Raw genomic sequence first — 24,626 nt, forward strand, 5'->3', positions numbered from 1 at the left:
GTCTAGGATCGGGGGGTGTCCGAGACCCTCCGCTCCCTCGCGTCGCGGGCGTGGCACGGATTCCTCGCCTACCTGCTGAAATTCGGCATCGTCGGGCTGATCGGCCTCGTGATCGACGTCGTGCTCTTCAACGCGCTGCGGGTCGGGGTGTTCGGCACGGACACGTGGGCCCAGTCGGCGATCGGGGCGAAGACGATCTCGACGAGCGTCGCGATCGTCTTCAACTGGCTCGGCAACCGCTACTGGACCTTCCGCCGTCATCGACGTCGGCACGTGCTGCGCGAGTTCGCCGAGTACCTCGTCGTCTCGCTCGGCGGCATGGCCATCTCGTTGGCCTGCCTCTGGGTGAGCCACCACCTGCTCGGCTTCACGAGCCTGCTCGCCGACAACATCTCGTCCAACGTGATCGGCCTCGGCCTGGGGACGGCGTTCCGGTTCGTGCTCTACCGGTACTGGGTCTACGGGCACCACCGGAGCGACGGACTGTCGAACCTCGCGCGCGTCGAGGAGGCGCAGCGCGCACTCTTCGAGCAGCCGCCGCTGGAGCAGGCCGCGCCCGCGGTCGACCCGAACGGCGCGGCCGCCGACCCGGCTCAGTCGCCGGAGCCGAGGAACCAGGGCGGGTAGACCGCCACCCGCGTCTTCGCACCGACCGCCTGCAACGCGGCCCGCACGCGATCGCGGACGCGATCGTTGGACACCGCGATGAGCGCGATCCGCTCGAGCGGGACGCTGCCGCGGACGAGCAGCTCGCCCGTTCGCAGGCCCTCCCCCTCGTCGGCGAGCGTCAGGCGCACGATCGCGCGCGAGACCGCCGTCCAGTCCGCGGCGAGCTCCGCGCCGCCGACCGCGGCGTCCGTCGCGCTCACGACGACCTCGCCGTCGGTCTCGCGACGGGCCCCGGCGGCGGCCGCGACGGACGACACCAGGATGACGTGGTCGGCGGCGGCCCGCTCGACGGCCTCCGCCGCGAGTCGTGGGTCGGGCGTGCCGGTCCGGATCGCGTCCCACACGTGCGCGTCGGTGCTGAGCAGGAACGGCACGTACTCCGCGACCGTCGCGTCGGCGTCGGGCACGGTCGCGCTCCGACGGTACTCGCGCGCGGCGGGCGCGGCGACGTCGACCGCGGGCGTCGCGGGCGGGTCCCCCGCATCGGCGAGGAGGGCGCCGGCGCCGAGGATCCGTCCGAGGTTCTCGATGTGGGTCACGTGGTAGATGCGCGTGGCGCCCACGTCGACGGGCGCGGCCGAGGCACCGCCCGTCGATCGGCTCGAACGGGCGGATGCCGCCGGCGCGGCCCCGCGTGCGGTGGCGCGCTCACGCGGGGCGCTCCGGCCGGTCGACGGGCGCGTCGCGCGTGCGGGCCTCGGCGCAGCCGCGGGCTCTGGCGGGGGCGAGCAGATCGCGCAGAGACCCTCGTCGAATCCGTGGATGCATTCCTCGCCCAAGTGGTGTCGCCCTTCGTTCCGATCGGCCCGTCACCGTGCTCGGGCCGCGGACTAGAGTACGCGCTCCGACTCGGCGCGGGCTCCACGGAAGGTCAGCGACCGCCCCAGCCGACGGCATCGGTCGACACGAACGCGGCCGGGCGCGCGGCCGGACCGACTGCTGGGCCGCCGAGCGCGTGCGCGTCGGCCATCAGCTCGTGCAGCGCGGCCTGCACCTGGAGGGGCTTCGGCACGTCGCGGATCACCACCGCCACCTCGTGCCCGGTCTCGAGTCGCACGTCGCCCGAGCCCGCCATCCGCTGCAGCCACGACCGGGCGACCTGGACGTCGTAGCCCGAACGGTGCCAGAGCTCGCGCCGGACGCGGACGAAGAGCCCCCGCCGGACGATCACGCGACGCGTGGTCACCGTGGTCCGCGAGCTCAGCCAGCCGAGGTACGGCAGCAGGCTGCCGAGCACGACGACGAGCGATCCCGCGACGATCGCCGCGAGCCTCGGCCAGCCGTCGTCGAGCCACGGGACCGCGTACGCCGTGACGCCGGCCACGGCGATGAGCAGGAGCGCGGGCAGCACGAGGATCCGGCCGTGGCGCCGCAGGCGCGCCACGACGTGCTCCGCACCGTCGGGCACGGGAACGTCGGCCGTCTCCCCCATAGGCCCATTAATACCTCAGGTGGGTGACGTCTCCCGCGGCGACAGCCTGCTCGTCGCCGTTCTCATCGTCACGCACCACGAGGCGGCCGTCGGCGTCGATGCGCTCGGCGACGCCGATGAGTTCGCCCCCGCCCGGGAGCTCGACGCGCACGTCCTGGCCGAGCGTGCCGCACAGCGCCGCGACCCGACCGGCGACCCCGCTGGCGATCGGATCGCCGCCGGATGCGACGAAGTCGCCGATGGACGCGAGCAGTCGCTCCAGGTACTCGGCGAGGACGGCGTCGGCATCGGGCCGGACGCCCGTCGCCAGCTGGAGCGAGGTCGAGGTGAGCGTCGGCAGGTCGTGCTCGTCGAGCGTGAGGTTGAGGCCGGCGCCGATGACGACGGTGCCCTCGGCGAGGAGCTCCGACAGGATGCCGCACACCTTGAACCCCGACACCAGGACGTCGTTCGGCCACTTCAGCCATGCCTCGACGCCGCCCGTGCCGTCCTCCTCGCCGCCACGGTCGACGGATGCCGCGGCGAGCGCTCCACGGACCGCCTCGGTCATCGCCGCGCCCGCCAGGAGGGGGAGCCAGCCGAGCGCGTCGGGCGGGAGCACCGCGCCGCCGAGTTCGCTCGGGCGGATGAGGACCGAGATCGCGAGCGTCTTGCCCGTCGGTGCGAGCCAGGTCCGGCCGAGCCGCCCGCGACCGCGCGTCTGGTCGTCGGTCACGACGGTCGCGCCGTGGGGCCAGTCCGAGGCATCCGCACCGGTCACGGCCTCGCGCAGGACGTCGTTCGTCGAGCCGGTCGAGTCGAGCCACTCGAACCTCGGCACCGCGCGTCGCGATCGCTCCCAGTCCATGCGACCTCCCCTTCCGTCGAGGTTCAGGGTAGTGTCCGCGGGCGCCCCGACGGTGGCGATCACCACCACGCAGCCACGGCTTTTTGTGGGAATCCCTCAACGAACGGGCCCGGATGGGCGCCGGTAGAGTGAACGGCGTGACCGAATCGACGAACGACGGCCCCGACCTCTTCACCACTGCGGGCAAGCTCGCCGACCTCAAGCAGCGCTACCACGAGGCCGTGACGGCCTCGGGCGAGGCGGCCATCGAGAAGCAGCACGCCAAGGGCAAGATGACCGCGCGCGAGCGCATCGCCGAGCTCCTCGACCCGGGCTCCTTCGTCGAGCTCGACGAGTTCGTGCGGCACCGCACCCACGCGTTCGGCATGGACGCGAAGCGCCCCTACGGCGACGCGGTCGTGACCGGGCTCGGCACGATCCACGGGCGTCCGGTCGCGGTCTACTCGCAGGACTTCACCATCTTCGGCGGCTCGCTCGGCGAGGTCGCCGGCGAGAAGATCATCAAGGTCATGGAGCACGCGCTGAAGACCGGCGTGCCGATCATCGGCATCCTCGACTCCGGCGGTGCCCGCATCCAGGAGGGCGTGGTCGCCCTCGGCAAGTACGGCGAGATCTTCCGCCGCAACACGGCGGCGTCCGGCGTGATCCCGCAGATCTCGATCGTCTGCGGTCCGGCCGCGGGCGGCGCGGTCTACTCGCCCGCCCTCACCGACTTCGTGATCATGGTCGACAAGACCAGCCAGATGTTCGTCACCGGCCCCGACGTCATCAAGACCGTCACGGGCGAGGACGTCGGCATGGAGGAGCTCGGCGGGGCGCTCACCCACAACACGGTCTCGGGCGTCGCCCACTACCTCGCGAGCGACGAGTCCGATGCGCTCGACTACGCGCGCACCCTCGTGTCGTTCCTGCCCGACAACAACATGTCCGAGGCGCCGGTCTACGAGAGCGAGACGGAGCTCGAGATCACCGACGAGGACCGCCGGCTGAACACGATCATCCCGGACTCGCCGAACCAGCCGTACGACATGCACTCGATCATCGAGGGCATCGTCGACCACGGCGACTTCCTCGAGGTGCAGCCGCTGTTCGCGCCGAACATCGTCGTCGGCTTCGCGCGCATCGAGGGCCGATCGGTCGGCATCATCGCCAACCAGCCGAGCCAGATGGCCGGAACGCTGAACATCGCCGCGGGCGAGAAGGCCTCGCGGTTCGTGCGGTTCTGCGACGCGTTCTCGATCCCGATCCTCACCCTGGTCGACGTGCCGGGCTACCTGCCCGGAACCGACCAGGAGTGGACGGGCGTGATCCGCCGCGGCGCGAAGCTGCTCTACGCGTACGCCGAGGCGACCGTGCCGCTCGTCACGGTCATCACGCGCAAGGCGTACGGCGGCGCGTACATCGTCATGGGCTCGAAGCAGCTCGGCGCCGACATCAACCTCGCGTGGCCGACCGCCGAGATCGCCGTCATGGGCGGCCAGGGCGCCGTCAACATCCTCTACCGCGGCGAGATCAAGCGGGCCGAGGAGGCCGGTGAGGACGTCGCGGCCGTGCGCACCAAGCTCGCCAACGAGTACACCTACAACGTGGCATCCCCGTTCCTCGCGGCGGAGCGCGGCGAGCTCGACGGCGTGATCGAACCGGCGGCGACGCGCGTCTCGGTCACGAAGGCGCTGCGCGCGCTCCGCACGAAGCGGGCGAGCCTGCCGCCGAAGAAGCACGGCAACATCCCGCTCTAGGAGGCACGATGACCAGCGCACCCCAGGAGGGCGACGCCGAGGCGCTCGACCTCCGGTTCCTGACCCGCGACGTGAGGGCCGACGAGGCCGCAGCCGTGACCGCGGTGCTCGCGACGACGGTCCGAGAGGCGCACGGCGAGTACGAGGTGACGCCGCGCAGCGAATGGTCGCACCCGCGCAATGCGCTGCGGCCCCGGGTCGAGGTCGGTCCCGGGCGATGGGCGGCGTCCGGGCGCTGAGCCCCAGCCGACGCCGGTCGCGCCGACGTCCCCCGGTCGCGCGGGTGGATGCGGCCGGCGCCCACGATTCTCGCCGGTCGTGTCCCCCATGTCCCCCGAAATGCTGACTTCGCTCGGCGCGTCGGATCCGTACCATGGTGGGTACGCACTCCATCGGAGTCGTATCCGTCACCGGCTGGGTAACCGGTGGCGCTCTGGGGGCGAGTCAGGGCGATATTCGGGTTGTCGCCGTGACTCGGGCTTGCTGGGGGGTCGGTAGGGGCCGACCCCCCGCTTCCATGTCCGGGACCGTTCGCGTTCGGGGACCGCTCGCGGTCGGGACCGTTCGCGCCCGGCCTGCCCGTTCAGCCCGCGCGCGGGATCTCCAGCCAGAGTTCGACCTCGGCATCCTCCGACTCGGACGTCTCGCCGTTGCCGCCGCTCAGTCCGACGACGGTGACCGCGACCGGCGACCCCTCGGCGGCCGTGCGCGCGATGATCCGGTCCGCGCGGGTCGACTCGACCACCTCGGCCAGCTGCGACAGGATCCGGTCCCGCTCGGCCTCGTCGATCTCGTCGATCCCGCCCTCGTCGAGGAGCGTCACGGTGGCGCCTCGATCGCGTGCGCTTCGCACCGCCGCACGGACGGCGTCCGTGAGCAGCATCCGCCCGCGGATCTCGTCGCGGATGGCCGCCTCGAGGGTGCGGCACTCCGCGCGCTCGGCGTCGCTCAGCGCGTGGCCGACGTCGGCGACGCGCCGGAGCATCGGCGAGGCCAGGCGCTGCGTCTGCGCGAGCCGCATGCGCCCCTCGAACAGGTGCGCGTCCTGCGCGGCCTGCCACGCCGCCGCCTCGCGTTCGGCCTGCGCGTAGCGCCTGGTCGCCCGGGCCGCGCCGGCGAGGGCGGCGGAGAGCATGTGGGCGATCCCGACCCAGACGAGGCTGCCGATCACGCCGAGCTGCCCGAGCGCGAGCGGCCCCGCCCACACGACCGTCTGCACGGCGAGCACGATGACGCCCGCCCATGCGACGACCAATTGCCGGCGCGCGGCCGCGATGGTCATCAGCGTTCCGACCGCTGCGACGTACCACGTCGCGTACCCGTTGTCCGCCGATGGATCGAGCTGGCTCGTGACCAGCACCGGCAGCACGATGCCGACGGCCAGGTCGAGGGCGGCGAGCCAGTCCGGCATGCGTGCACGCCGTGCGGGCCAGAGGCTGAGGACGGTCGCGACGGCGTACAGCACCAGCGCGACGATGATCGGCCACGGCGAGGCCGCGACATCCGTCGACAACGACGAGACGCCGAGCACGACGTGGTAGCCGGAGAACATCGCGGCGAGCGCCATGAGCAGCCAGCGGGGGACGGAGATCATCCCTCGCTCCCCTGCACTCCCGCCGGCCATGCGAGCGTCACCGTCGTCCCCTCGCCGGGAGCGGATGCGACCCTCGCGGAACCGCCCTCGTTCGCCATCCGCTCCTCGATCGAGACCCGGAGCCCGAGGCGGCTCGGGGGGACGGCGGCCGGGTCGAAGCCCGACCCGTTGTCGATGACGCGGATGACGCATCCCCCCGCCCCGACGCCGCGGACCTCGAGTTCCCGGCGCACGCGACCGATCGGGCCGTCGGCGTGCTGCACGCTGTTCACCATGGCCTGCATCGCGGCCGACGACAGCGCGTCGATCGCCTCGACGGGCAGTTCCACCCCGTCGGCGCCCTCGACGCGGACGATGAACGGCGCGGAGAACCCGGCGACGCCGCCCCGGAGCCGACGCGTGAGCACGGTGAGGGCGACGCGGTCGTCGACGCCCGGGACCTCGACGGCGGCCTCGTCGAGCCTGCGCACCGCGTCGGTGGCCATGCGCGCGGCGAGCGCGCGCTCGGCGGGCGTCCGCGACGCCGCTGCCGAGAGCAGGGTCGTCAGCACGCTGTCGTGCACGAGGGCGTCGACCTTCACTCGCTCGATCTCGATCGCGTGGCGCCGCGCCACGGCGTCGTAGCGTTCGAGCGCGGCCTCCTGCGCGGCGTCCACCGCGATCGCGGCCTGCCTGAGCATGGTGATGATCACGAGCACGACGACGCCGAGGATCACCGCGTACATGGTGTCGAGCACCGAGAGGAGTGCGCCCGCGCCCCCGCCGGACGGGCTCAGTCGGACGACGCCGTAGACCGCCGGGACCGCGATGGTGTACGCGGCCGCCGGCACGACGGGGAGAGCGATCACCGCCGCGGTCGTCGCGACCGTGCAGAGGTAGTAGAGCCACGGCGTCCGCCCCGCCATGGACGTCGTGTCGACCACGAGGAACGGCCAGGCGAGAAGTGCGATGACGTAGATCGCCGCGAACGCGAGCGCCGCCGCCCGCACCGCGACGCGCGTGAACGTCGCCGCGGCGAGTGCGGCGATCGCGCCGTAGACGACCGCCATCATCGCCACGCCCGCTCCGTCCACCATGAGGCGCGCCTCGTCGATCGCGGTCGGCACCGTCTGCGCGCCGAACACCAGGCCGAAGGCCCCCAGCGCGCGGCCGGCGACGGTCTCGACCTGCGCGCGGCTCACCGCCGCGCGGCGCGGGACGAGGCGGCTCGCCCGCAGGTCAGCGGCGGGCATCCCCGGCCTCGGCATCGAGCCCCGGGAGGATGCCGTCCTCGACCGCGCGGCGAAGCAGGTCGACCTTCGTCGGGGCGGGCCGCCCCACCTCGACGTACTTCGCCCGGATGCGGTCGAGGTACTCGCGCGCCGTCGAATGCGCGATGCCGAGCTGCTGGGCCACGAGCTTCAACGGCAGGCCCGACGCGTAGAGGTGCAGGACGTCGTGCTCGCGCCGCCCGAGCTGCGCCTTCGCGAAGTCCCGGTCGGCTTCGATGGCACTCGCCCACTCGACGTTGTTCAGCGCGTCGCCGCGCGCGACCGTCGCGATCGCAGCGATCACCGACGCCGTCGGCGAGGACTTCGGGATGACGCCCGCGGCACCGGCCGCGAGCGCCTCGCGCACCGCGGCGACCCGGTCGGCGATGCTGTGCACGAGCACCTGGCTTCCCGTGGCGAGGACCGCCCGGACGTTATCGGTCACGTTCGATCCGTCGCCGAGCGAGAGGTCGAGGAGCACGACCTTGGGCGGATCCACGGCAGGGTCGTCGAATGCGGCGAGCAGCGTCGGCACGTCGGCGGTGTCAGCGACGACCTCGTAGCCGGCGTCCCGGCACGCGGCGCGCAGCCCGAGCCGCACCGCCTCGTGGTCGTCGACGATCGCGACCGTCGTGGCGGCCGTCGTACCTGCCTCGCCCGTCACCGTCGTCACGCGCACTCCCCCGTCACGCCGTCCTCCTGTCGTGCCGGCGCCCGCGCGGACTCGACCACGCGATTGCCGCCGTCCTCACACGATAGCGGCGAACCGCGCGACCGCCTCGACGTGATGGGTGTTCGGGAAGAGGTCGAACGCGTCCAAGGCCTCGATCTCGTAGCCCGTCGCGCGGAAGGTCGCCACGTCGCGCGCGAGCGCGACGGGGTCGCAGGCGACGTACACCACCTGGGCGGGCCGCAGCTCGGTCAGCCGCTCGACGACTGCGCGCCCCGCACCGGCACGCGGCGGATCGAGCACCACCGTGGCACCGCGGAGGCCGCGGGTCGAGGCATCCGCCGCGCCGGCAAGCCGGTCGAGGTAGCGATCCACGCGGTCCGTGACGGCGCGCGCGCCGATCCAGTCGGCGAGGTTGGCGCCCGCGTGCTCGGTCGCACGGGCGTCCGCCTCCACCGTCGTGATCCTCGTGGACGGCCCGAATCGGTCGCCGACCGCGGCCGCGAGCAGGCCGACGCCGCCGTACAGGTCCTGGTTCTCCGCATCGGGGTCGAATCGGCCGGGGTCGACGGCCGCCTGCACGGCGCGCGTCAGCGTCGCCGCCGCGCCCCGGTGGACCTGCCAGAAGCCGCCGCGGTCGAGGGTGAAGCTGCGCTCGCCCACGCGCTCGACGATCGTCGGCGGGTGCTCGGGGCGTCGGTCCCCCGCGGTGCGGATCACGAGTTCGGCGGCACCCGTGGACGGGGCGACGAGGTCGATCGCCGTGGCGCCGACGTCGGCGTCCGCCGTGCCGCGGTCGGCGCCGAGCGGCGCGATCGACTCGATCTCGGCGACTGCGAGCGGAAGCGAGGCGACCGGCACGATCCGATGGCTGCGCGCCGCGTACGGTCCCACTGCACCCTCCGCGCCGACGTGCAGGCGCACCCGCGTGCGCCAGCCGGTACCGGACTCCGGGTCGACGCCGGGGGCGAGCGCAGGGTCGACCCCGCGCACGTCGACCTCCCGTTCGATGCCGCCCATCCTCGCGAGGGCGTCGCGGAGCACGTCGGCCTTCAGCTCGCGCTGCCGGCGCAACACGATGTGCCCGAACTCGGCGCCGCCGGCCCGGTCCTCGGGTGCGCGGTCGACGGATGCCTCGGCCCAGACGTGCTCGCGGCGATCGGGCGAGGCGTCGAGCACCTCGACCGTCTCGGCGCGCCAGAATCGGTCGTGCCCGGCGTCCGTCACCTGGGCGCGCACGCGCTCGCCCGGGATCGCGTCCGCCACGAAGACGACGCGGCCCTCGTGGCGGGCGACGGCGACGCCGCCGTGGGCGATCCGCTCGACGTCGAGCTCGAGCACGGGACCGGGCTCCGCCGGGCGTGCCGGGGCGGGGCGGCGAGCGCCCGCCGGGCGGGTGCCGCGAGCGGGGCGGCGACGCGAGTTGGCCATCGTCCGAGCATCGCACATCGGGCCGCATGCGAGCCGGGAGCGGCACCGGCAGGATGGAGGCATGCGCCTGTATCTCGCGTCGACCTCGCCCGCACGCCGCCAGCTGCTCCGCCAGGCGGGGATCGAGCCGCTCCTCGTGGCACCCGGGGTCGACGAGGAGGCGGCCGTCGCGGAGCACGAGGCCGAGCACGGTCCGCTGGCCCCGCGGGAACTGGTGCAGCTGCTCGCGCAGCGCAAGGCGGAGGCGATCATCGGGCGCGACGTCGACGGGGCGCCGATCGACGGCCTGATCCTCGGCGGCGACTCCGCGTTCCTCGTCGACGGCGTGCTGCACGGCAAGCCGCACCGCCCCGACGTCGCGCGCGAGCGGTGGGCCGGGCAGAACGGGCGTTCGGGCGTGCTCTGGTCGGGCCACTGGGTGATCGACCATCGCGGCGGCGCGGTGCGCGGCTCGGTCGGTCGTCCGGCGTCGGCCGTGGTCGAGTTCGCCGAACTCGACGATGCGGAGATCGACGCGTACATCGCCACCGGCGAGCCGCTGGCGGTCGCCGGCGCGTTCACGGTGGACAGCCTCGGAGGCCCCTTCATCCGCTCCGTCGACGGCGATCCGTCGACGGTCGTGGGTCTCTCGCTGTCGACGCTGCGCGACCTCGTCCGCGAGCTCGGCGTCGCGTGGATCGACCTCTGGGACCTCGGCACGAGCTGATCCCCCGCGCCGCGACGCGGCGTGTCGCGTGGCCGTCGCGGGCCCGTGGCATCCGCTCGTTGTCGCTCACCGAAACAGCTGCAGGCCTTTTTTGTGTGCACCACCCAAAGGCGGCTGGGAATCCGCCAATAGGCTTGGTCATCATGCGTCGCATCACCAAGGTCCTCATCGCCAACCGCGGCGAGATCGCCGTCCGCGTCATCCGCGCCGCCCGCGACTCCGGGCTCGCCTCCGTCGCCGTCTACGCCGACCAGGACCGCGACGCGCGCCACGTCAAGCTCGCCGACGAGGCCTACGCCCTCGACGGCTCGACGAGCGCCGAGACCTACCTGGTCATCGACAAGCTCCTCTCGATCGCCCGCCGCTCGGGCGCCGACGCCGTGCACCCCGGCTACGGCTTCCTCGCCGAGAACTCCGACTTCGCCCGCGCGGTCATCGACGCCGGGCTCATCTGGATCGGCCCGTCGCCCGAGGCCATCGAGCGCCTCGGCGACAAGGTGTCGGCGCGCCACGTCGCCGAGAAGGTCGGCGCGCCGCTCGCCCCCGGCACCCTGAACCCGGTCGCGGATGCCGCCGAGGTGCTCGAGTTCGTCGACGAGCACGGGCTGCCCGTCGCGATCAAGGCCGCGTTCGGCGGCGGCGGTCGAGGCCTCAAGGTCGCGCGCGAGCGCGCCGAGGTGGCCGAGCTCTTCGAGTCCGCCACCCGCGAGGCCGTCGCCGCATTCGGCCGCGGCGAGTGCTTCGTCGAGAAGTACCTGGACAAGCCCCGCCACGTCGAGACCCAGTGCCTCGCCGACGAGCACGGCAACGTCGTGGTCATCTCCACGCGCGACTGCTCGCTGCAGCGCCGCCACCAGAAGCTCGTGGAAGAGGCGCCCGCGCCGTTCCTCACCGAGGAGCAGAACCGCCTGCTCTACGAGTCGTCGAAGGCGATCCTCCGCGAGGTCGGCTACGTCGGGGCCGGCACGTGCGAGTTCCTCATCGGCCAGGACGGCACCGTCTCGTTCCTCGAGGTGAACACCCGCCTCCAGGTCGAGCACCCCGTCTCGGAGGAGGTCACCGGGATCGACCTCGTGCGCGAGCAGTTCCGGCTCGCCGAGGGCGGCGTGCTCGACTACTCCGACCCCGTCACGACCGGTCACTCGTTCGAGTTCCGCATCAACGGCGAGGACCCGGGCCGCAACTTCCTGCCCGCGCCGGGCCCCATCCACCAGCTGCGCTTCCCCGGCGGCCCCGGCGTGCGCGTCGACTCGGGCGTCACGAGCGGCGACGAGATCTCGGGCGCGTTCGACTCGCTGCTCGCCAAGCTCATCGTGACCGGCGCCACCCGGAAGGACGCGCTCGAGCGCGCGCGCCGCGCGCTCGACGAGTTCGACGTCGCCGGCCTGCCGACCGTGCTCCCCTTCCACCGCGACATCGTGCGGAACGCCGCGTTCGCCCCGGAGGGCGACGAGCCGTTCTCGGTCTTCACGCGCTGGATCGAGACCGAGTACGACAACCGGCTCGAGCCGTGGACGGGCGAGCTCGCGGAGACCAAGGGACCCGGCGCTCGAACGAGCCTCATCGTCGAGGTCGACGGCCGCCGCATCGAGGTGTCCCTCCCGAAGCGCCTCGCGGGCGCACCGTCGACGAACGGTTCGCGCGGCCCTGCGCCGCGCCGTCGCGCCGCGCACCACGCCGTCGACACCTCCACCGGCGACGCCGTCACGGCGCCGATGCAGGCCACCGTCGTCAAGGTCGCCGTCGCCGCGGGCGACAAGGTCGTCAAGGGCGACCTCGTGCTCGTGCTCGAGGCCATGAAGATGGAGCAGCCCATCGTCGCCCACAAGGACGGGGTCGTGGGCCTCGTGAACGCCGAGCCCGGCACGACCGTGTCGAGCGGGCACCTGCTCCTCTCGATCGCCGACGCGTAGTCGACCGTTCCCGAGAGTGCTCCGCGGCTCGCCGGAGGGGTGACCGCACGCGTCGCCGCGTCGGCCCGGGAAATGCCTGGGAACCCGGTCGGCGGGTCAGCGCACGACGTGCATCGCGCGCGCGGCGTCGGTCAGCGAGCCCGTGAGCGACGGGTACACCGGGAACGCCTCCGCGAACTGGTCGACGGTGAGCCGGTGCTCGACGGCGAGGGCGAGCGGGAAGATGAGCTCTGACGCCTTCGGTGCGACCACGACGCCGCCGATGATCGATCCCGAGGCGCTCGACGCGAACAGCTTCACGAAGCCGTCGCGGATCCCCATCATCTTCGCCCGCGGGTTCGATGCGAGCGGCAGCTTGTAGACGACGCCCGGGACGACCCCCTGCTCGATCTCGTTCTCGGTCCACCCGACGGTCGCGATCTCGGGCTGCGTGAAGATGTTCGAGGTGATGTTGCGGTTCTCCGGCGGGTTCACGATGTCGCCCATCGCGTGGAACACGGCCGTCCGGCCCTGCATCGAGGCGACGGATGCCAGGGGCAGGAACGTCGTGCAGTCGCCGGCGGCGTAGATGTTCGGCATCGACGTGCGCGCGACCCGGTTGACGCGGATGTGACCCGACTCGGCCAGCTGCACGCCGGCCTCCTCGAGGCCCAGGTCGGCCGTGTTCGGGACCGAGCCGACCGCCATGAGGCAGTGCGAGCCGCGCACCTCGCGGCCGTCGGAGAGCGTCGCGAGCACGCCGTCACCGTCGACCACGACCGAGTCCGCGCGCGACTTCGAGAGGACCTTCATGCCGTTGCGCTTGAACACCTTCTCGATGACGGCGGCCGCGTCGGCATCCTCGCCGGGGAGCACGTGCTCGCGGCTGGAGATGAGCGTGACCTTCGCGCCGAGCGCACGGTAGGCCGACGCGAACTCGGCCCCGGTGACCCCGGAGCCGACGACGATGAGGTGCTCGGGCACCTGCTTCAGCGCGTAGAGCTCCGTCCACGTCAGGATGCGCTCGCCGTCGGGCACGGCCGACGGCAGTACTCGCGGCGTGGCGCCGGTCGAGATGACGAGCGTGTCGGCGTCGATGCGGTCGAAGTCCGTGCCGCCCTTCGCGGTCGCCACGATGACGGCGTTCGGTCCGTCGAGCCGGCCCTCGCCCTGCACGAGCCGCACGCCCGCGTCGAGCAGGTTCGTCCGCATGTCCTCGGACTGCTGGGCCGCCAGACCCAGGAGGCGCTTATTCACGGCTTGGAGGTTGATCGCGACGTCGGGCTTCACCGCCTTCGCGTCGCCGCCGCGGGCGAAGAACTGCACGCCGAGGTCGGCGGCCTCCTTGACGGCGTTCGAGGCCTCGGCGGTGGCGATGAGCGACTTCGACGGGACGACGTCGGTGAGCACGGCCGAGCCGCCGACGCCGGCGCGCTCGACGAGCGTGACCTCGGCCCCGAGCTGCGCGGCGGCGAGTGCGGCTTCGTACCCGCCGGGCCCACCTCCGAGTACGGCGATCCTCTGGGTGCGCTCGAAGGTGGTGTGCATCCCCCCATTCTCATGCACGCGCGGGCGCGCGCGCGAACGCGGGCGGGTGAGCGGATGGCGCGCGCAGACGAGCACCTGCGCGCGCACGCCGTGCCGCGGCATCCGCCCCTTGCGTACGATGAGGGGATGCAGCAGCAGAATCCCCTCGACGACCCCGCCGCCGATCCGTTCGCCGTCGCACGCGACGCGGCCGCCCGGATCGCGGAGCTCACGGGTATCGAGCGCCACGACGTCGCGCTCACGCTCGGCTCGGGCTGGGGTGCCGCCGCCGAGCTCATCGGCGAGACCACGCACGCGATCCCCGCGGACGAGGTCCCCGGGTTCTCGAAGCCCGCCCTCGAGGGCCACGTCGGCACGCTCCGATCGGTCGCACTGCCCGACGGCCGGCGGGCGCTCGTGATCGGCGCGCGCACCCACTACTACGAGGGCCACGGCGTCCGCCGGGTCGTCCACTCGGTCCGCACCGCCGCGGCCACGGGTGCGACGACCATGATCCTCACCAACGGCGCCGGCGGCATCAAGGAGCACTGGACCCCGGGCAGCCCGGTGCTGATCAGCGACCACATCAACCTCACCGCCGACTCGCCGCTCGAGGGCGCGACGTTCGTCGACCTCACCGACCTGTACTCCGCACGGCTGCGGGGCATCGCGAAGGCCATCGACCCGTCGCTCGACGAGGGCGTGTACGTGCAGTTCCGCGGCCCGCACTACGAGACCCCGGCCGAGGTGCAGATGGCCAAGGCCATCGGCGGGCACATCGTCGGCATGTCGACCGCCCTCGAGGCGATCGCGGCGCGCCAGGCCGGCATGGAGGTCCTCGGCATGTCGCTCATCACGAACCTCGCGGCGGGCATCCAGACCACGCCGCTCAGCCACGAGGAGGTCATCGAGGCCGGCCGCACCGCCGAGACGAAGATCTCCGACCTGCTCGCGAAGGTCGTCGCGGCGATCTAGGCCGCGACCCGCAGAGCTCCACCCGGAACGCACCGCACGGCGGGCCGCCGCCCGCCGCATTCGAGAGAGAAGGCAACGGATGCCGCACCTCACCGACGCCGACCGCATCGCCCGCGCCGAGGCCTGGATCGCCCAGGATCCCGATGCCGAGACCCGCGACGAGCTCGCCGCGATCGTGGCGCGCGTGCGCGAGGGGGATGCCGAGGCATCCGCCGACCTCGCCGACCGCTTCGACGCGCGGCTCGCCTTCGGCACCGCGGGCCTGCGCGGCGAGATTGCCGCGGGCCCGAATCGGATGAACCGCGTGCTCGTGTCGCAGGGCGCGGCGGGCCTGGCCCGGTTCCTCCTCGAGCACGCGACGGATGCGGCGGCCCCGAGCGTCGTCGTCGGCTACGACGGTCGCCGGAACTCCGAGGCGTTCGCGCGGGATGTCGTCGAGGTGATGGCCGGCGCCGGCGTGCGCGCCATCCTCCTCCCCCGACTCCTGCCGACGCCCGTGCTGGCCTTCGCAGTGCGGCACCTCGACACGAGTGCGGGCGTCATGATCACGGCGTCGCACAACCCGCCGAACGACAACGGCATGAAGGTCTACCTCGGCGGCTCCGACGAGGGATCGCAGATCGTGGCACCGGCCGATGCCGAGATCGCCGCGCAGATCGATCGGATCGCCGCCACGACACCGGTCACCGAGCTTCCGCGCGGCGCGTTCGAGACCGCCGACGAGTCGGTCGTCGACGCCTACGTCGCCGCGACGGCCGCCGTGGCGACGAGGCCGGCCGCGCAGCCTCGGGTCGTGTACACGGCCATGCACGGAGTCGGCTGGGAGACGATGCGGCGCGTCCTCGAGGCCGCCGGCTTCGAGGCGCCGGGGCTCGTCTCCGAGCAGATCGAGCCCGACGGCCGCTTCCCGACCGTCGCCTTCCCGAACCCCGAGGAACCGGGCGCGATGGACCTGTCGTTCGCGGCGGCTCGCGCGGCCGGTGCCGACCTCGTCATCGCGAACGATCCCGACGCCGACCGACTCGCCGTCGCGATCCCCGACGCCGCCGAGCCCGAGGGCTACCGGCGCCTGAGCGGCAACGAGGTCGGGCTGCTGCTCGGCTGGCAGGTCGCAGAGGAGGTCGCCGCGTCGAACGCGACGACCGGTCGGACGGATGCCTCGGGATCGCCCGGTACGCTCGCGTGCTCGATCGTCTCCTCCCCGGGGCTCGAGGCGGTGGCGCGCGCCCACGGGCTCGACTTCCGAGCCACGCTCACCGGCTTCAAGTGGATCTCGCGGGCGCCCGGGCTGGTGTTCGGGTTCGAGGAGGCCCTCGGCTACCTCGTGAACCCCCGCACCGTCCGGGACAAGGACGGCATCTCGGCAGCGGTCGCCTTCCTCTCCCTCGCCGCGCGGCTCGCCGCCGAGGGACGCACGATCGCCGACCACCTCGACGCGTTCGCACTGCGGTTCGGTCGCTTCGACTCGAGCCAGGTGTCGATCCGCGTGACCGACCTGTCGCGCATCGCCGACGTGATGGCACGGCTGCGTGCCGAGCCGCCGACCGAGGTGGGCGGCATCCGAGTCGAGCGGATCGACGACCTCGCCGCCGGGATCGACGGGTACCCGCCGTCGGACGTGCTCCGCCTCGTGTTCGAGGGCGGCGCCCGCGTGATGGTGCGTCCGAGCGGCACCGAGCCGAAGCTCAAGGTGTACATCGACGCGGCGGCGACCGAGGGGTCGCTCGAGGAGCGTCGTGTCGCGGCCTCCGACGCCGTGGCCCGCCTCGAGGCGGGGATGCGCGCGCTCGTCGCCTGAGACGCGCACGAGCCGCGCCTCGACCTCCGCGGGTGGTCGGACCCGCGCGCCTCGCTCAGCCGAGTGACGCGTCGAGCTTGCGCCCGATCTCCTCCACGTCGAAGTAGTTCTCGACCTCGATGATCTCCGCCCAGGTCCGTCCGAGCGCCTCGCGGACCCGGTCCGCGAGCTCGGTGGACGTGAGCACGACCTGCGCGTCGGCCGCCGCCTCGCGCACGCCCGCGAGGTCGCTCGCCGACACGTCGGCCGTCAGGCCGAGCCGGTCGAGCGCACGTTCGGCGTTGCCCTTGAGGATGGCCGAACTGCCAACTCCGACACCGCAGACCGCGACGATCCTCATGACGGCGCCCCCGCGGCATCCGTCGCCGGCCGCCCCTCGCCGCCCGAGACGTGCAGGACCGCGCGCACCTCGGCCGGCGTCTCGGCCGCGGCGATGCGGTCGATCGCGTCGCGCTCGTTGAACACGTTCGCGAGGTCGGCGACGCTCGCGACGTGCTCCTCGGCGTTGGAGACCGCCAGCCCCAGGACGACGCGGACGGGGTCGTTGTGCGGGTGGCCGAACGCGACGGGATCGGCGAGCGTCACGACCGCGAGCCCGCTCCGACGCACGTCCGGCCCGGGTCGGGCGTGCGCGAGCGCGAGGCCCGGCGCGATCACGATGTACGCCCCGAACTCCTCCAGCACGTCGATCATGCGGTCGGCGTACCCCGGAAGCGTCGCTCCGGACCGGGCGAGCGCGCGTCCGGCGGCGCGGACGGCGTCGCGCCAGTCGGCGACGTCGACGCGCAGCACGATCGCGTCGTCGGGAAGCGGAGGGAGGGTCATCGATGTCCGTTCGGAGGTGGTTCTGGAGTTCTGGTGGAGCGGAGGTGGGTCCGGTTGCCCGCGGATCCCGGCCGGCGGCGTGGGGCGGCGATCGGCCGGAGCCCGGCCGACGGCCGGTCAGGCCTCGTCGAATCCGTCCTGGATCTGCTCGACGAGGTCCTCGCGGTCGTCGAGCGGGAGGAAGGCCGCCGCAGCGGCGTTGAGCTGGAACACCTCGAAGTCGTCGAGGTCGTAGCCGAACGCATCGGAGAGCAGTGCGAGCTCGCGGGTGAGCGAGGTGCCCGACTGGAGGCGGTTGTCGGTGTTGACGGTGACGCGGAATCCGAGCTGGTAGAGCAGGTCGAACGGATGGTCGACGAGTTCGTCGCCCCACGCCGTGATCGCGCCGGTCTGCAGGTTCGAGGACGGGCTGGTCTCGAGTGCGATCTCGCGGTCGCGCACCCACTGGGCGACCGGGCCGAGCGAGACGTAGGTGTTCTCGTCGTCCTGCCGCTCGATCGTGAGGTCCTCCGCGAGCCGCACGCCGTGGCCCAGACGGAGCGCACGACCGTCGAACAGGGCGCTCCGGATCGACTCGAGGCCGTCGGCTTCGCCCGCGTGCACGGTCACGGGCATGAACTGGGTCGCGAGGAAGTCGAACGCGGTGCGGTGGCGGCTCGGCGGGAAGCCCGCCTCGGCGCCCGCGATGTCGAAGCCCACCACCCCGCGATCGCGATGACGCACGGCGAGCTCGGCGATCTCGAGCCCCCGGTCGGCGTGCCGCATCGCGGTGATGAGCTGGCCGACCCGGATCCGGGCCCCCTGGCGGCGCACGTCGTCGACGCCCTGCTCGAGGCCCGCCTGGACGGCCTCGACGGCCTCGTCGAGCGAGAGCCCGCGCGCGAGGTGCTGCTCCGGAGCCCAGCGGACCTCCCCGTAGATCACGCCGTCCTCGGCGAGGTCGTTGACGAACTCGCGCGCGACGCGCGCCAGCCCGTCGCGCGTCTGCATGACCGCGGTGGTCACGTCGAACGTCTTCAGGTACTCCACGAGCGAACCCGAGTCGGACTGGTCGGCGAACCATCGACCGAGATCGTCGGCCTCGGTCGCGGGGAGCTCGAACCCGACCTCATCGGCGAGCTCGATGACGGTCTGCGGCCGCAGGCCGCCGTCGAGATGATCGTGCAGCGAGATCTTCGGCAGCGACCGGATGTCGGTGCCGTCTCCCTCGATCCGGTATTCGGTCGCGTGCGTGTCCACCCCACCACGATAGCGGCGCGAGCCGTCGCCGACGCAGGGAAATCCCTGCGTGCGACGGCACGTCACGCAACGGACGTGCGCGGCGAGGGCGCTAGCGTCCGATGCGCTCGGCGATCAGGGGGCCGCCGTCCTGCACGGCCGATCCTGCGTCGCCGATCTCCCACGCGCCCGCGACGGCATCGAGCGCGCGCGCGAACCTGGCCGGTTCGTCCGCGTGCAGCGTGAAGAGCGGCTGTCCCGACCGGACGACGTCGCCCGGCTTGACGTGCAGGTCGATGCCCGCAGCGTGCTGCACCGGGTCCTCCTTGCGGGCACGGCCCGCGCCGAGCCGCCACGCGGCGATGCCGAACGGCAGCGCCTCCTGGCGCACGAGCACGCCGTCGCGGTCGGCGGTCACGACGTGCTGCTCCCTCGCCACCGGGAGCGCAGCGTCGGGATCGCCGCCCTGCGCCCGGATCGACGCACGCCAGGTGTCCATCGCGCGGCCGTCGTCGAGTGCGGCCTCGACGTCCGCGTCCGCGACTCCGGCGAGCTCGAGCATCTCGCGAGCGAGGGCGATCGTGAGCTCCCGGATGTCGGCGGGGCCGCCGCCCGCGAGCACCTCGACGGACTCCCGGACCTCGTTCGCGTTCCCGATCGTGAGTCCGAGCGGGACGTTCATGTTCGTCAGCAGCGCCGAGGTCGCGACCCCGGCGTCCTGGCCGAGCTCGACCATCGTCCGGGCGAGCTCGCGCGATCGATCGATGTCCTGCAGGAACGCGCCGGAACCGAACTTCACGTCGAGCACGAGTGCGCCCGTGCCCTCCGCGATCTTCTTCGACATGATCGAGGAGGCGATGAGCGGGATCGCCTCGACCGTGCCCGTGATGTCGCGGAGCGCGTAGAGCTTCTTGTCGGCCGGGGCGAGGCCGGTTCCGGCCGCGCAGATCACGCCGCCCACGTCGCGCAGCTGGGCGAACATCTCGTCGTTGGACAGTTCGGCACGCCAGCCCGGGATCGACTCGAGCTTGTCGAGCGTGCCACCGGTGTGGCCGAGCCCGCGGCCCGACAGCTGGGGCACGGCGACGCCGAAGCAAGCGACGAGCGGCATGAGCGGGAGGGTGATCTTGTCGCCGACCCCACCGGTGGAGTGCTTGTCGGTCGTGGGCTTGCCGAGCCCCGAGAAGTCCATGCGCTCGCCGGAGGCGATCATCGCCATGGTCATGTCCCGGATCTCACGCCGCGTCATCCCGTTCAGGAAGATCGCCATGGTCATCGCCGACATCTGCTCGTCGGCCACGTAGCCTCGGGTGTACGCGTCGACGAGCCAGTCGATCTGATCGGTGGACAACTCGCCGCGATCGCGCTTGGTGCGGATCAGGTCGACGGCATCGAAGGCCTCCACGGCGTTCATGAGTTCTCCCCCCGGTACTCGGCGAGCTGTCGCGGGCCGAATGCGTCGGGCAGCACCTCGTCGATGGTCTTCAGCCCCGAGACGGTCTCGAGCACCATGCCCTCCGCTGAGTGCTCGTAGAGGAGCTGGCGGCAGCGGCCGCACGGCATGAGGACGTTGCCGTGGCCGTCCACGCACGTGAACGCGACGAGCTTGCCTCCGCCCGACATGACGAGCGCCGAGACGAGCGAGCACTCGGCGCAGAGGGTCACGCCGTACGACGCGTTCTCGACGTTGCAGCCGCTCACGACGCGGCCGTCGTCGGCGATGGCCGCGGCGCCCACGGGGAACTGGGAGTACGGGACGTACGCCTTCGCCATCGCCTCGCGGGCGATCTCGCGAAGGTGGCCCCAGTCGGTCGACTGGTGGTCGGTCATCGGTGACGCTCCTCGGTCAGGACTTGATGTAGGGCTTGCCGGCGGAGGCGGGTCCGCGGACCTTGCCGACGAATCCGGCGACGGCGAGGATCGTGACGACGTAGGGCAGCATGAGCATGAACTCGCTCGGCACCGGGGAGCCGATCACGGAGAGCGTGTTCTGCAGGTTCGATGCGAAGCCGAACAGCAGCGCGGCGAGGGTGGCCCGGATGGGGTCCCATTGGCCGAAGATCACGGCGGCGAGGGCGATGAAGCCGGCACCTGCGGTCATCTCCTTGTTGAACGCGCCGACCGCGCCGAGGGTGAAGAACGCGCCGCCGAAGCCGGCGATCGCGCCGGCGAGGGAGACGTTCCAGAACCGGGTGCGGGCGACGTTGATGCCGACGGTGTCCGCGGCCTGCGGGTGCTCGCCGACCGAGCGGAGCCGGAGGCCCCACCGGGTGTGGAACAGGCCGATGTAGACGAGGACGATGATGACGTACATCGCGTACACGATGAGCGTCTGGCGGAAGAACATCGGCCCGATCAGGGGGATCTCGGACAGCAGCGGGATCGGGATGCGCTGCAGGCGGGGCGGGGAGTTCAGCAGGGCCGCGTTCGGAGCCAGGACCTGGGAGAACAGGAAGCTGGTCAGCCCGATCACGAGGACGTTCAGCACGACGCCGACGATGACCTGGTCGACGAAGTACTTGATCGCGAACGCGGCGAGCACGAACGCGACGAGCACGCCCGACACGGCGGCCGCGGCCAGGCCCACGATCGGGCCGAGCCACTGCTGCCCGATCACGGAGGCGACCACGGCGGAGGTGAACGCGCCGGCCAGCAACTGGCCCTCGATGGCGATGTTGATCACGCCGACCCGCTCGCTGATGACACCGCACAGGGCGCCGAAGATCAGCGGCACGGACAGGCTGAGCGCCCCGGCGAGCAGGCCGGGCAGCGGGATCACCGGGGTGCGGGCGCCCGCGGCGGCCCAGGTCAGGAACGCGACTAGGCCGATCACGGCGAAGATCACGACCAGCCACAGCGGCACACGCCGCTTGGCGCGGACCATCGCCGCGGACACGACGGTGATGCCGGTGAGCAGGACGATGCACGTCCAGGTCGTGACCGGTCCGTTCAGGGTGATCTCGGGGATCTGGATGAGGTCGCGCGGGCCGGACAGGCGGAAGATCGCGTCGCCGCTGTGCCGGGTCGTGAGGAAGAGCACGGCGAGCAGCACGGTGATCACGGCGAACGAGATCGGCGCCTTCCAGCTGATCACGGTCGTGCTGTCGAGGGCGCGCTCCGTCGGGGCGGCGGTGGCGTGGTGCTGGCTGGGAGCGGTCACTTCGCCGCCACCTCCTCCTTGCGTGCGGAACGGGTTCGCTTCTTCGGCTTGGCGCCCGGCTGCGGGAGCCGGAAGATCGCCCGGACCAGCGGCGGCGCCGCGATGAACAGCACGATCAACGACTGCACGACCAGGACGATGTCGATCGGCACGCCCTCGGCGGCCTGCATCGCGAACCCGCCGGCCTTGAACGCGCCGAACAGGATCCCGGCGGCGAGGATGCCCCACGGGTTCGACCCGCCGAGCAGGGCGACCGTGATCGCGTCGAACCCGATGCCGGCGTCGATGCCGGAGGAGAACCCGGTGGTCACGGTGCCGAGGACCTGGTCCACGCCGGCCAGGCCGACCAGGGCGCCGGCGATCAGCATGCCGTACACGTACATGCGGTTCACGTTGATGCCCGCGACCCGGGCGGCCTTCGGGTTCAGCCCGACCGCGCGGAACTGGAAGCCCAGGCTCGACCGGTCCAGGATCCACCACACGAGCACCACGCAGCCGATCGAGAGGACGAACCCGAAGTGCAGGTTGAACTGCGGTCCGAGCAGGTCGAAGAAGATCGCGGAGTCCTTCATCGGAGGGGTCTTCGGGTTGTTCGAGCCGGGCGCCTGCAGCAGCCCCGGGGTGCGCAGCATCCACGACACCAGGTACAGGGCGACGTAGTTCAGCATGATCGTCACGATCACCTCGTGCGCGCCGGTGCGCGCCTTCAACAGGCCCGCGATGCCCGCCCACAGGGCGCCCGCGACGATGCCCGCGATCACGGCGACGATCATGTGCAGCGGGAACGGCATATCGAACGAGAACGCCACCCACCCGGCGGCGGATGCCGCGAGCAGCATCTGCCCGCGACCACCGATGTTGAACATGCCCACCTTGAAGGCGAGGCCGACGCCGAGGCCGGCCGCGATCAGCGGGGTGGCGAAGTTCAGCGTCTCGGTCAGCGGCCGGATCCCAGACACGAAGTCGGGGCGGCGGAAGTTGTACACCGCACCCTGGAACAGCGCCACGTACGCCCCCGAGACCGAGTCCCAGATCGCGGCGAACGTGTCGCCCGGGCGGGCGAAGAAGTACCCGGATGCCGCCTGCACGCGCTCGTCGGTGAACGCGATCATCACGGCTCCGACCAAGAGGGCCAGCAGCACGGCCAGGACCGAGATGATCGCGTTCCCGGTCGCGATCTGGCGCAGCGCCTGCTGCCAGCGCGAGGGCTCCTCGGGCTCGGGCTCGGGCGCGATCACCGGCTCGTCAGGCGGGACCTGCGCTCCGGTCTCGAGCGCGACGTCGGGGTCGTTGCGGTCGCTCATGCCGCGGCTCCTTCGGGGGTGGGGGCGTCACCGGACGGAGCCGGACGCTCGCCGGCCATCATCAGGCCGAGGACCTCACGGGGGGTGTCGCCCGGCACGATGCCCACGACCTTGCCCCGGTACATCACCATGATCCGGTCGGCGAGGGCGGTCACCTCGTCGAGCTCGGTCGAGACCACGACGACGGGCACGCCCGCGTCGCGGGTCTCGATGATGCGCTTGTGGATGAACTCGATCGACCCCACGTCCACGCCACGCGTGGGCTGGGCCGCCACGAGCAGGTTCAGGTCGCGGCTCAGCTCACGGGCCAGCACCACCTTCTGCTGGTTGCCGCCCGAGAGCCGTCCGGCCTTGGTCTCGATGCCGGGCGTGCGGACGTCGAACTCCGCGACCTTGTCCTTCGCGAACTCGGCGAGGAAGCCGCGCTGCACGTTCCCCGCCTTCACGAACGGTGCGCCGTCCGAGCGGTCGAGCATGAGGTTCTCGGCGACCGTGAACTCGCCCACGAGGCCGTCCTCCGTGCGGTCCTCGGGCACGAACCCGACCCCCGCGTCCAGGATCTTCCGCACCGTGTGCCGCGTGAGGTCCTCGCCGTCGAGCCGGACCTCTCCCTGCACCCGTGGCTGGAGCCCGACGAGCGCCTCGGTCAGCTCGGTCTGCCCGTTGCCCTGCACGCCGGCGACCGCGAGCACCTCGCCACGACGCACCGTGAAGCTGACGTCGTTGACCACGAGCTGCCCGATCGGGTCGATGACGCTCAGGTGCGACACCTGCAACGCCTCCTCGCCCAGCGTCGGCTCCTCCTTCTGCACGGTGAGCTCGACCGCGCGTCCGACCATCAGCGAGGCCAGTTCGGCGTTCGTCGCGGTCGGCTCGGCCTCGCCGACCACCTTGCCCAGGCGCACCACCGTGATCCGGTCCGCGACCTCGCGGACCTCGCGCAGCTTGTGCGTGATGAACACGATCGCCGCGCCCGACTCCTTCAGCTGCCGCATGATCGCCATCAGCTCGTCGGTCTCCTGCGGCGTCAGCACCGCGGTCGGCTCGTCGAACACCAGCACCCGCGCGTCCCGCGAGAGCGCCTTGATGATCTCCACCCGCTGCTGCACGCCCACCGGGAGGTCGTCGACCAGCGCGTCGGGGTCCACGTCGAACCCGAACCGGTCGCTGATCTCCCGCACCCGCTGCCGCGCCGCAGCCAGGTCGATGAGCCCGCCCCGATGGGTCTGCTCGTGACCCAGCATCACGTTCTCCGCGACCGTGAACACCGGGATCAGCATGAAGTGCTGGTGCACCATGCCGATGCCCGCGCGCATCGCGTCGCCCGGGCCCTCGAAGTGCTGCAGCTTGTCGTCGAGGAGGATCTCGCCCTCATCGGCCCGGTACAGGCCGTACAGGACGTTCATCAGCGTCGACTTGCCCGCCCCGTTCTCACCGAGGAGGCAGTGGATCTCCCCCGCCTCGACAGTGAGGTCGATGTGGTCGTTCGCCACCAGGGAACCGAACTTCTTCGTGATTCCTCGGAGTTCGAGTTTCATGCCACCGATCCTAATGATCGCGTCGGGTTTCGCAGCGGTCGTGCGCCGAAG

General features: G+C 72.2%; 23 protein-coding genes. 7 read left to right on the forward strand and 16 right to left on the reverse strand.

The features are described 5' to 3' along the window. The first annotated feature begins 15 nt into the window (after positions 1-15). Positions 16-627, forward strand: a complete 612-nt coding sequence (locus tag GJR97_RS04170; protein ID WP_324613131.1) for a GtrA family protein — start codon at positions 16-18, stop codon at positions 625-627. Here GJR97_RS04170 and GJR97_RS04175 read toward each other — a convergent pair. The 3 genes from GJR97_RS04175 to GJR97_RS04185 form a co-directional block, all read right to left on the reverse strand. After that, a complete protein-coding gene (locus tag GJR97_RS04175) occupies positions 594-1,208 on the reverse strand; it encodes a DarT ssDNA thymidine ADP-ribosyltransferase family protein (protein ID WP_324613132.1) in 615 nt (204 codons plus the stop codon). The two genes, GJR97_RS04170 and GJR97_RS04175, sit on opposite strands and share 34 nt — an antisense overlap. Before the next feature lie 332 nt (positions 1,209-1,540). After that, positions 1,541-2,101, reverse strand: a complete 561-nt coding sequence (locus tag GJR97_RS04180; RefSeq protein ID WP_154345214.1) for a PH domain-containing protein — start codon at positions 2,099-2,101, stop codon at positions 1,541-1,543. A 7-nt stretch (positions 2,102-2,108) separates the two neighbouring features. After that, positions 2,109-2,948: a biotin--[acetyl-CoA-carboxylase] ligase gene (locus tag GJR97_RS04185; protein ID WP_154345215.1), complete on the reverse strand. Its 840-nt coding sequence runs from the start codon at positions 2,946-2,948 to the stop codon at positions 2,109-2,111. A 113-nt stretch (positions 2,949-3,061) separates the two neighbouring features. On the opposite strand from GJR97_RS04185, the gene GJR97_RS04190 reads away from it, so the two are divergent. Further along, positions 3,062-4,687, forward strand: a complete 1,626-nt coding sequence (locus GJR97_RS04190; RefSeq protein ID WP_154345216.1) for an acyl-CoA carboxylase subunit beta — start codon at positions 3,062-3,064, stop codon at positions 4,685-4,687. Between the two features lie 8 nt (positions 4,688-4,695). Further along, positions 4,696-4,926 (forward strand): acyl-CoA carboxylase epsilon subunit, encoded by a 231-nt coding sequence (locus GJR97_RS04195; protein ID WP_154345217.1) that lies wholly within the window; start codon positions 4,696-4,698, stop codon positions 4,924-4,926. Positions 4,927-5,270: 344 nt separating this feature from the next. Here the strand turns inward: GJR97_RS04195 and GJR97_RS04200 are convergent, their stop codons facing one another. From GJR97_RS04200 to GJR97_RS04215, 4 genes are all read right to left on the reverse strand, one after another. Further along, complete coding sequence (locus GJR97_RS04200; protein ID WP_154345218.1) at positions 5,271-6,281, reverse strand: hypothetical protein; 1,011 nt, start codon at positions 6,279-6,281, stop codon at positions 5,271-5,273. Next, the gene (locus tag GJR97_RS04205; protein WP_154345219.1) at positions 6,278-7,513 is read right to left on the reverse strand and encodes a sensor histidine kinase; all 1,236 of its coding nucleotides are present in this window, start codon (positions 7,511-7,513) and stop codon (positions 6,278-6,280) included. Before GJR97_RS04205 ends, GJR97_RS04200 begins: the two co-directional genes overlap by 4 nt. Then, positions 7,500-8,204: a response regulator transcription factor gene (locus GJR97_RS04210; RefSeq protein WP_324613133.1), complete on the reverse strand. Its 705-nt coding sequence runs from the start codon at positions 8,202-8,204 to the stop codon at positions 7,500-7,502. The genes GJR97_RS04205 and GJR97_RS04210 overlap by 14 nt, the downstream gene beginning before the upstream one ends. A gap of 75 nt (positions 8,205-8,279) precedes the next feature. Then, positions 8,280-9,632 carry a class I SAM-dependent RNA methyltransferase gene (locus GJR97_RS04215; protein ID WP_154345220.1) on the reverse strand — a complete coding sequence of 451 codons (1,353 nt, stop codon included), beginning with the start codon at positions 9,630-9,632 and terminating at the stop codon, positions 8,280-8,282. A gap of 61 nt (positions 9,633-9,693) precedes the next feature. On the opposite strand from GJR97_RS04215, the gene GJR97_RS04220 reads away from it, so the two are divergent. Beyond that, on the forward strand, positions 9,694-10,338 hold the full coding sequence (locus GJR97_RS04220; protein WP_154345221.1) for a Maf family protein: 645 nt from the start codon (positions 9,694-9,696) through the stop codon (positions 10,336-10,338). A gap of 143 nt (positions 10,339-10,481) precedes the next feature. Beyond that, positions 10,482-12,251, forward strand: coding sequence for an ATP-binding protein (locus tag GJR97_RS04225; RefSeq protein WP_154345222.1), 1,770 nt, complete (start codon positions 10,482-10,484; stop codon positions 12,249-12,251). A gap of 96 nt (positions 12,252-12,347) precedes the next feature. Here the strand turns inward: GJR97_RS04225 and GJR97_RS04230 are convergent, their stop codons facing one another. Beyond that, positions 12,348-13,778 carry an NAD(P)H-quinone dehydrogenase gene (locus tag GJR97_RS04230; RefSeq protein ID WP_154345223.1) on the reverse strand — a complete coding sequence of 477 codons (1,431 nt, stop codon included), beginning with the start codon at positions 13,776-13,778 and terminating at the stop codon, positions 12,348-12,350. Positions 13,779-13,904: 126 nt separating this feature from the next. On the opposite strand from GJR97_RS04230, the gene GJR97_RS04235 reads away from it, so the two are divergent. Further along, positions 13,905-14,732: a purine-nucleoside phosphorylase gene (locus GJR97_RS04235; protein ID WP_154345224.1), complete on the forward strand. Its 828-nt coding sequence runs from the start codon at positions 13,905-13,907 to the stop codon at positions 14,730-14,732. A gap of 79 nt (positions 14,733-14,811) precedes the next feature. Further along, on the forward strand, positions 14,812-16,530 hold the full coding sequence (locus tag GJR97_RS04240) for a phospho-sugar mutase (RefSeq protein ID WP_154345225.1): 1,719 nt from the start codon (positions 14,812-14,814) through the stop codon (positions 16,528-16,530). A 55-nt stretch (positions 16,531-16,585) separates the two neighbouring features. On the opposite strand, the gene GJR97_RS04245 is transcribed toward GJR97_RS04240, so the two are convergent. From GJR97_RS04245 to GJR97_RS04280, 8 genes are all read right to left on the reverse strand, one after another. Continuing rightward, on the reverse strand, positions 16,586-16,870 hold the full coding sequence (locus tag GJR97_RS04245) for a PTS sugar transporter subunit IIB (RefSeq protein ID WP_154345226.1): 285 nt from the start codon (positions 16,868-16,870) through the stop codon (positions 16,586-16,588). Further along, on the reverse strand, positions 16,867-17,355 hold the full coding sequence (locus tag GJR97_RS04250) for a PTS sugar transporter subunit IIA (RefSeq protein WP_154345227.1): 489 nt from the start codon (positions 17,353-17,355) through the stop codon (positions 16,867-16,869). The genes GJR97_RS04245 and GJR97_RS04250 overlap by 4 nt, the downstream gene beginning before the upstream one ends. Positions 17,356-17,472: 117 nt before the next feature. Next, positions 17,473-18,594: an adenosine deaminase gene (locus GJR97_RS04255; RefSeq protein ID WP_324613134.1), complete on the reverse strand. Its 1,122-nt coding sequence runs from the start codon at positions 18,592-18,594 to the stop codon at positions 17,473-17,475. Positions 18,595-18,685: 91 nt separating this feature from the next. Continuing rightward, positions 18,686-19,987, reverse strand: a complete 1,302-nt coding sequence (locus tag GJR97_RS04260) for a thymidine phosphorylase (protein ID WP_154345228.1) — start codon at positions 19,985-19,987, stop codon at positions 18,686-18,688. Further along, the gene (locus GJR97_RS04265; protein ID WP_154345229.1) at positions 19,984-20,403 is read right to left on the reverse strand and encodes a cytidine deaminase; all 420 of its coding nucleotides are present in this window, start codon (positions 20,401-20,403) and stop codon (positions 19,984-19,986) included. The genes GJR97_RS04260 and GJR97_RS04265 overlap by 4 nt, the downstream gene beginning before the upstream one ends. 16 nt (positions 20,404-20,419) lie before the next feature. Beyond that, entirely contained in the window at positions 20,420-21,733 is a 1,314-nt protein-coding gene (locus GJR97_RS04270) for an ABC transporter permease (RefSeq protein WP_407643570.1), read from the reverse strand. Further along, a complete protein-coding gene (locus GJR97_RS04275; protein WP_154345230.1) occupies positions 21,730-23,037 on the reverse strand; it encodes an ABC transporter permease in 1,308 nt (435 codons plus the stop codon). Before GJR97_RS04275 ends, GJR97_RS04270 begins: the two co-directional genes overlap by 4 nt. Further along, positions 23,034-24,575 carry an ABC transporter ATP-binding protein gene (locus GJR97_RS04280; RefSeq protein ID WP_154345231.1) on the reverse strand — a complete coding sequence of 514 codons (1,542 nt, stop codon included), beginning with the start codon at positions 24,573-24,575 and terminating at the stop codon, positions 23,034-23,036. Before GJR97_RS04280 ends, GJR97_RS04275 begins: the two co-directional genes overlap by 4 nt. Positions 24,576-24,626 lie beyond the last annotated feature (51 nt).

Source organism: Agromyces kandeliae (assembly GCF_009674665.1).
Classification (GTDB): domain Bacteria; phylum Actinomycetota; class Actinomycetes; order Actinomycetales; family Microbacteriaceae; genus Agromyces; species Agromyces kandeliae.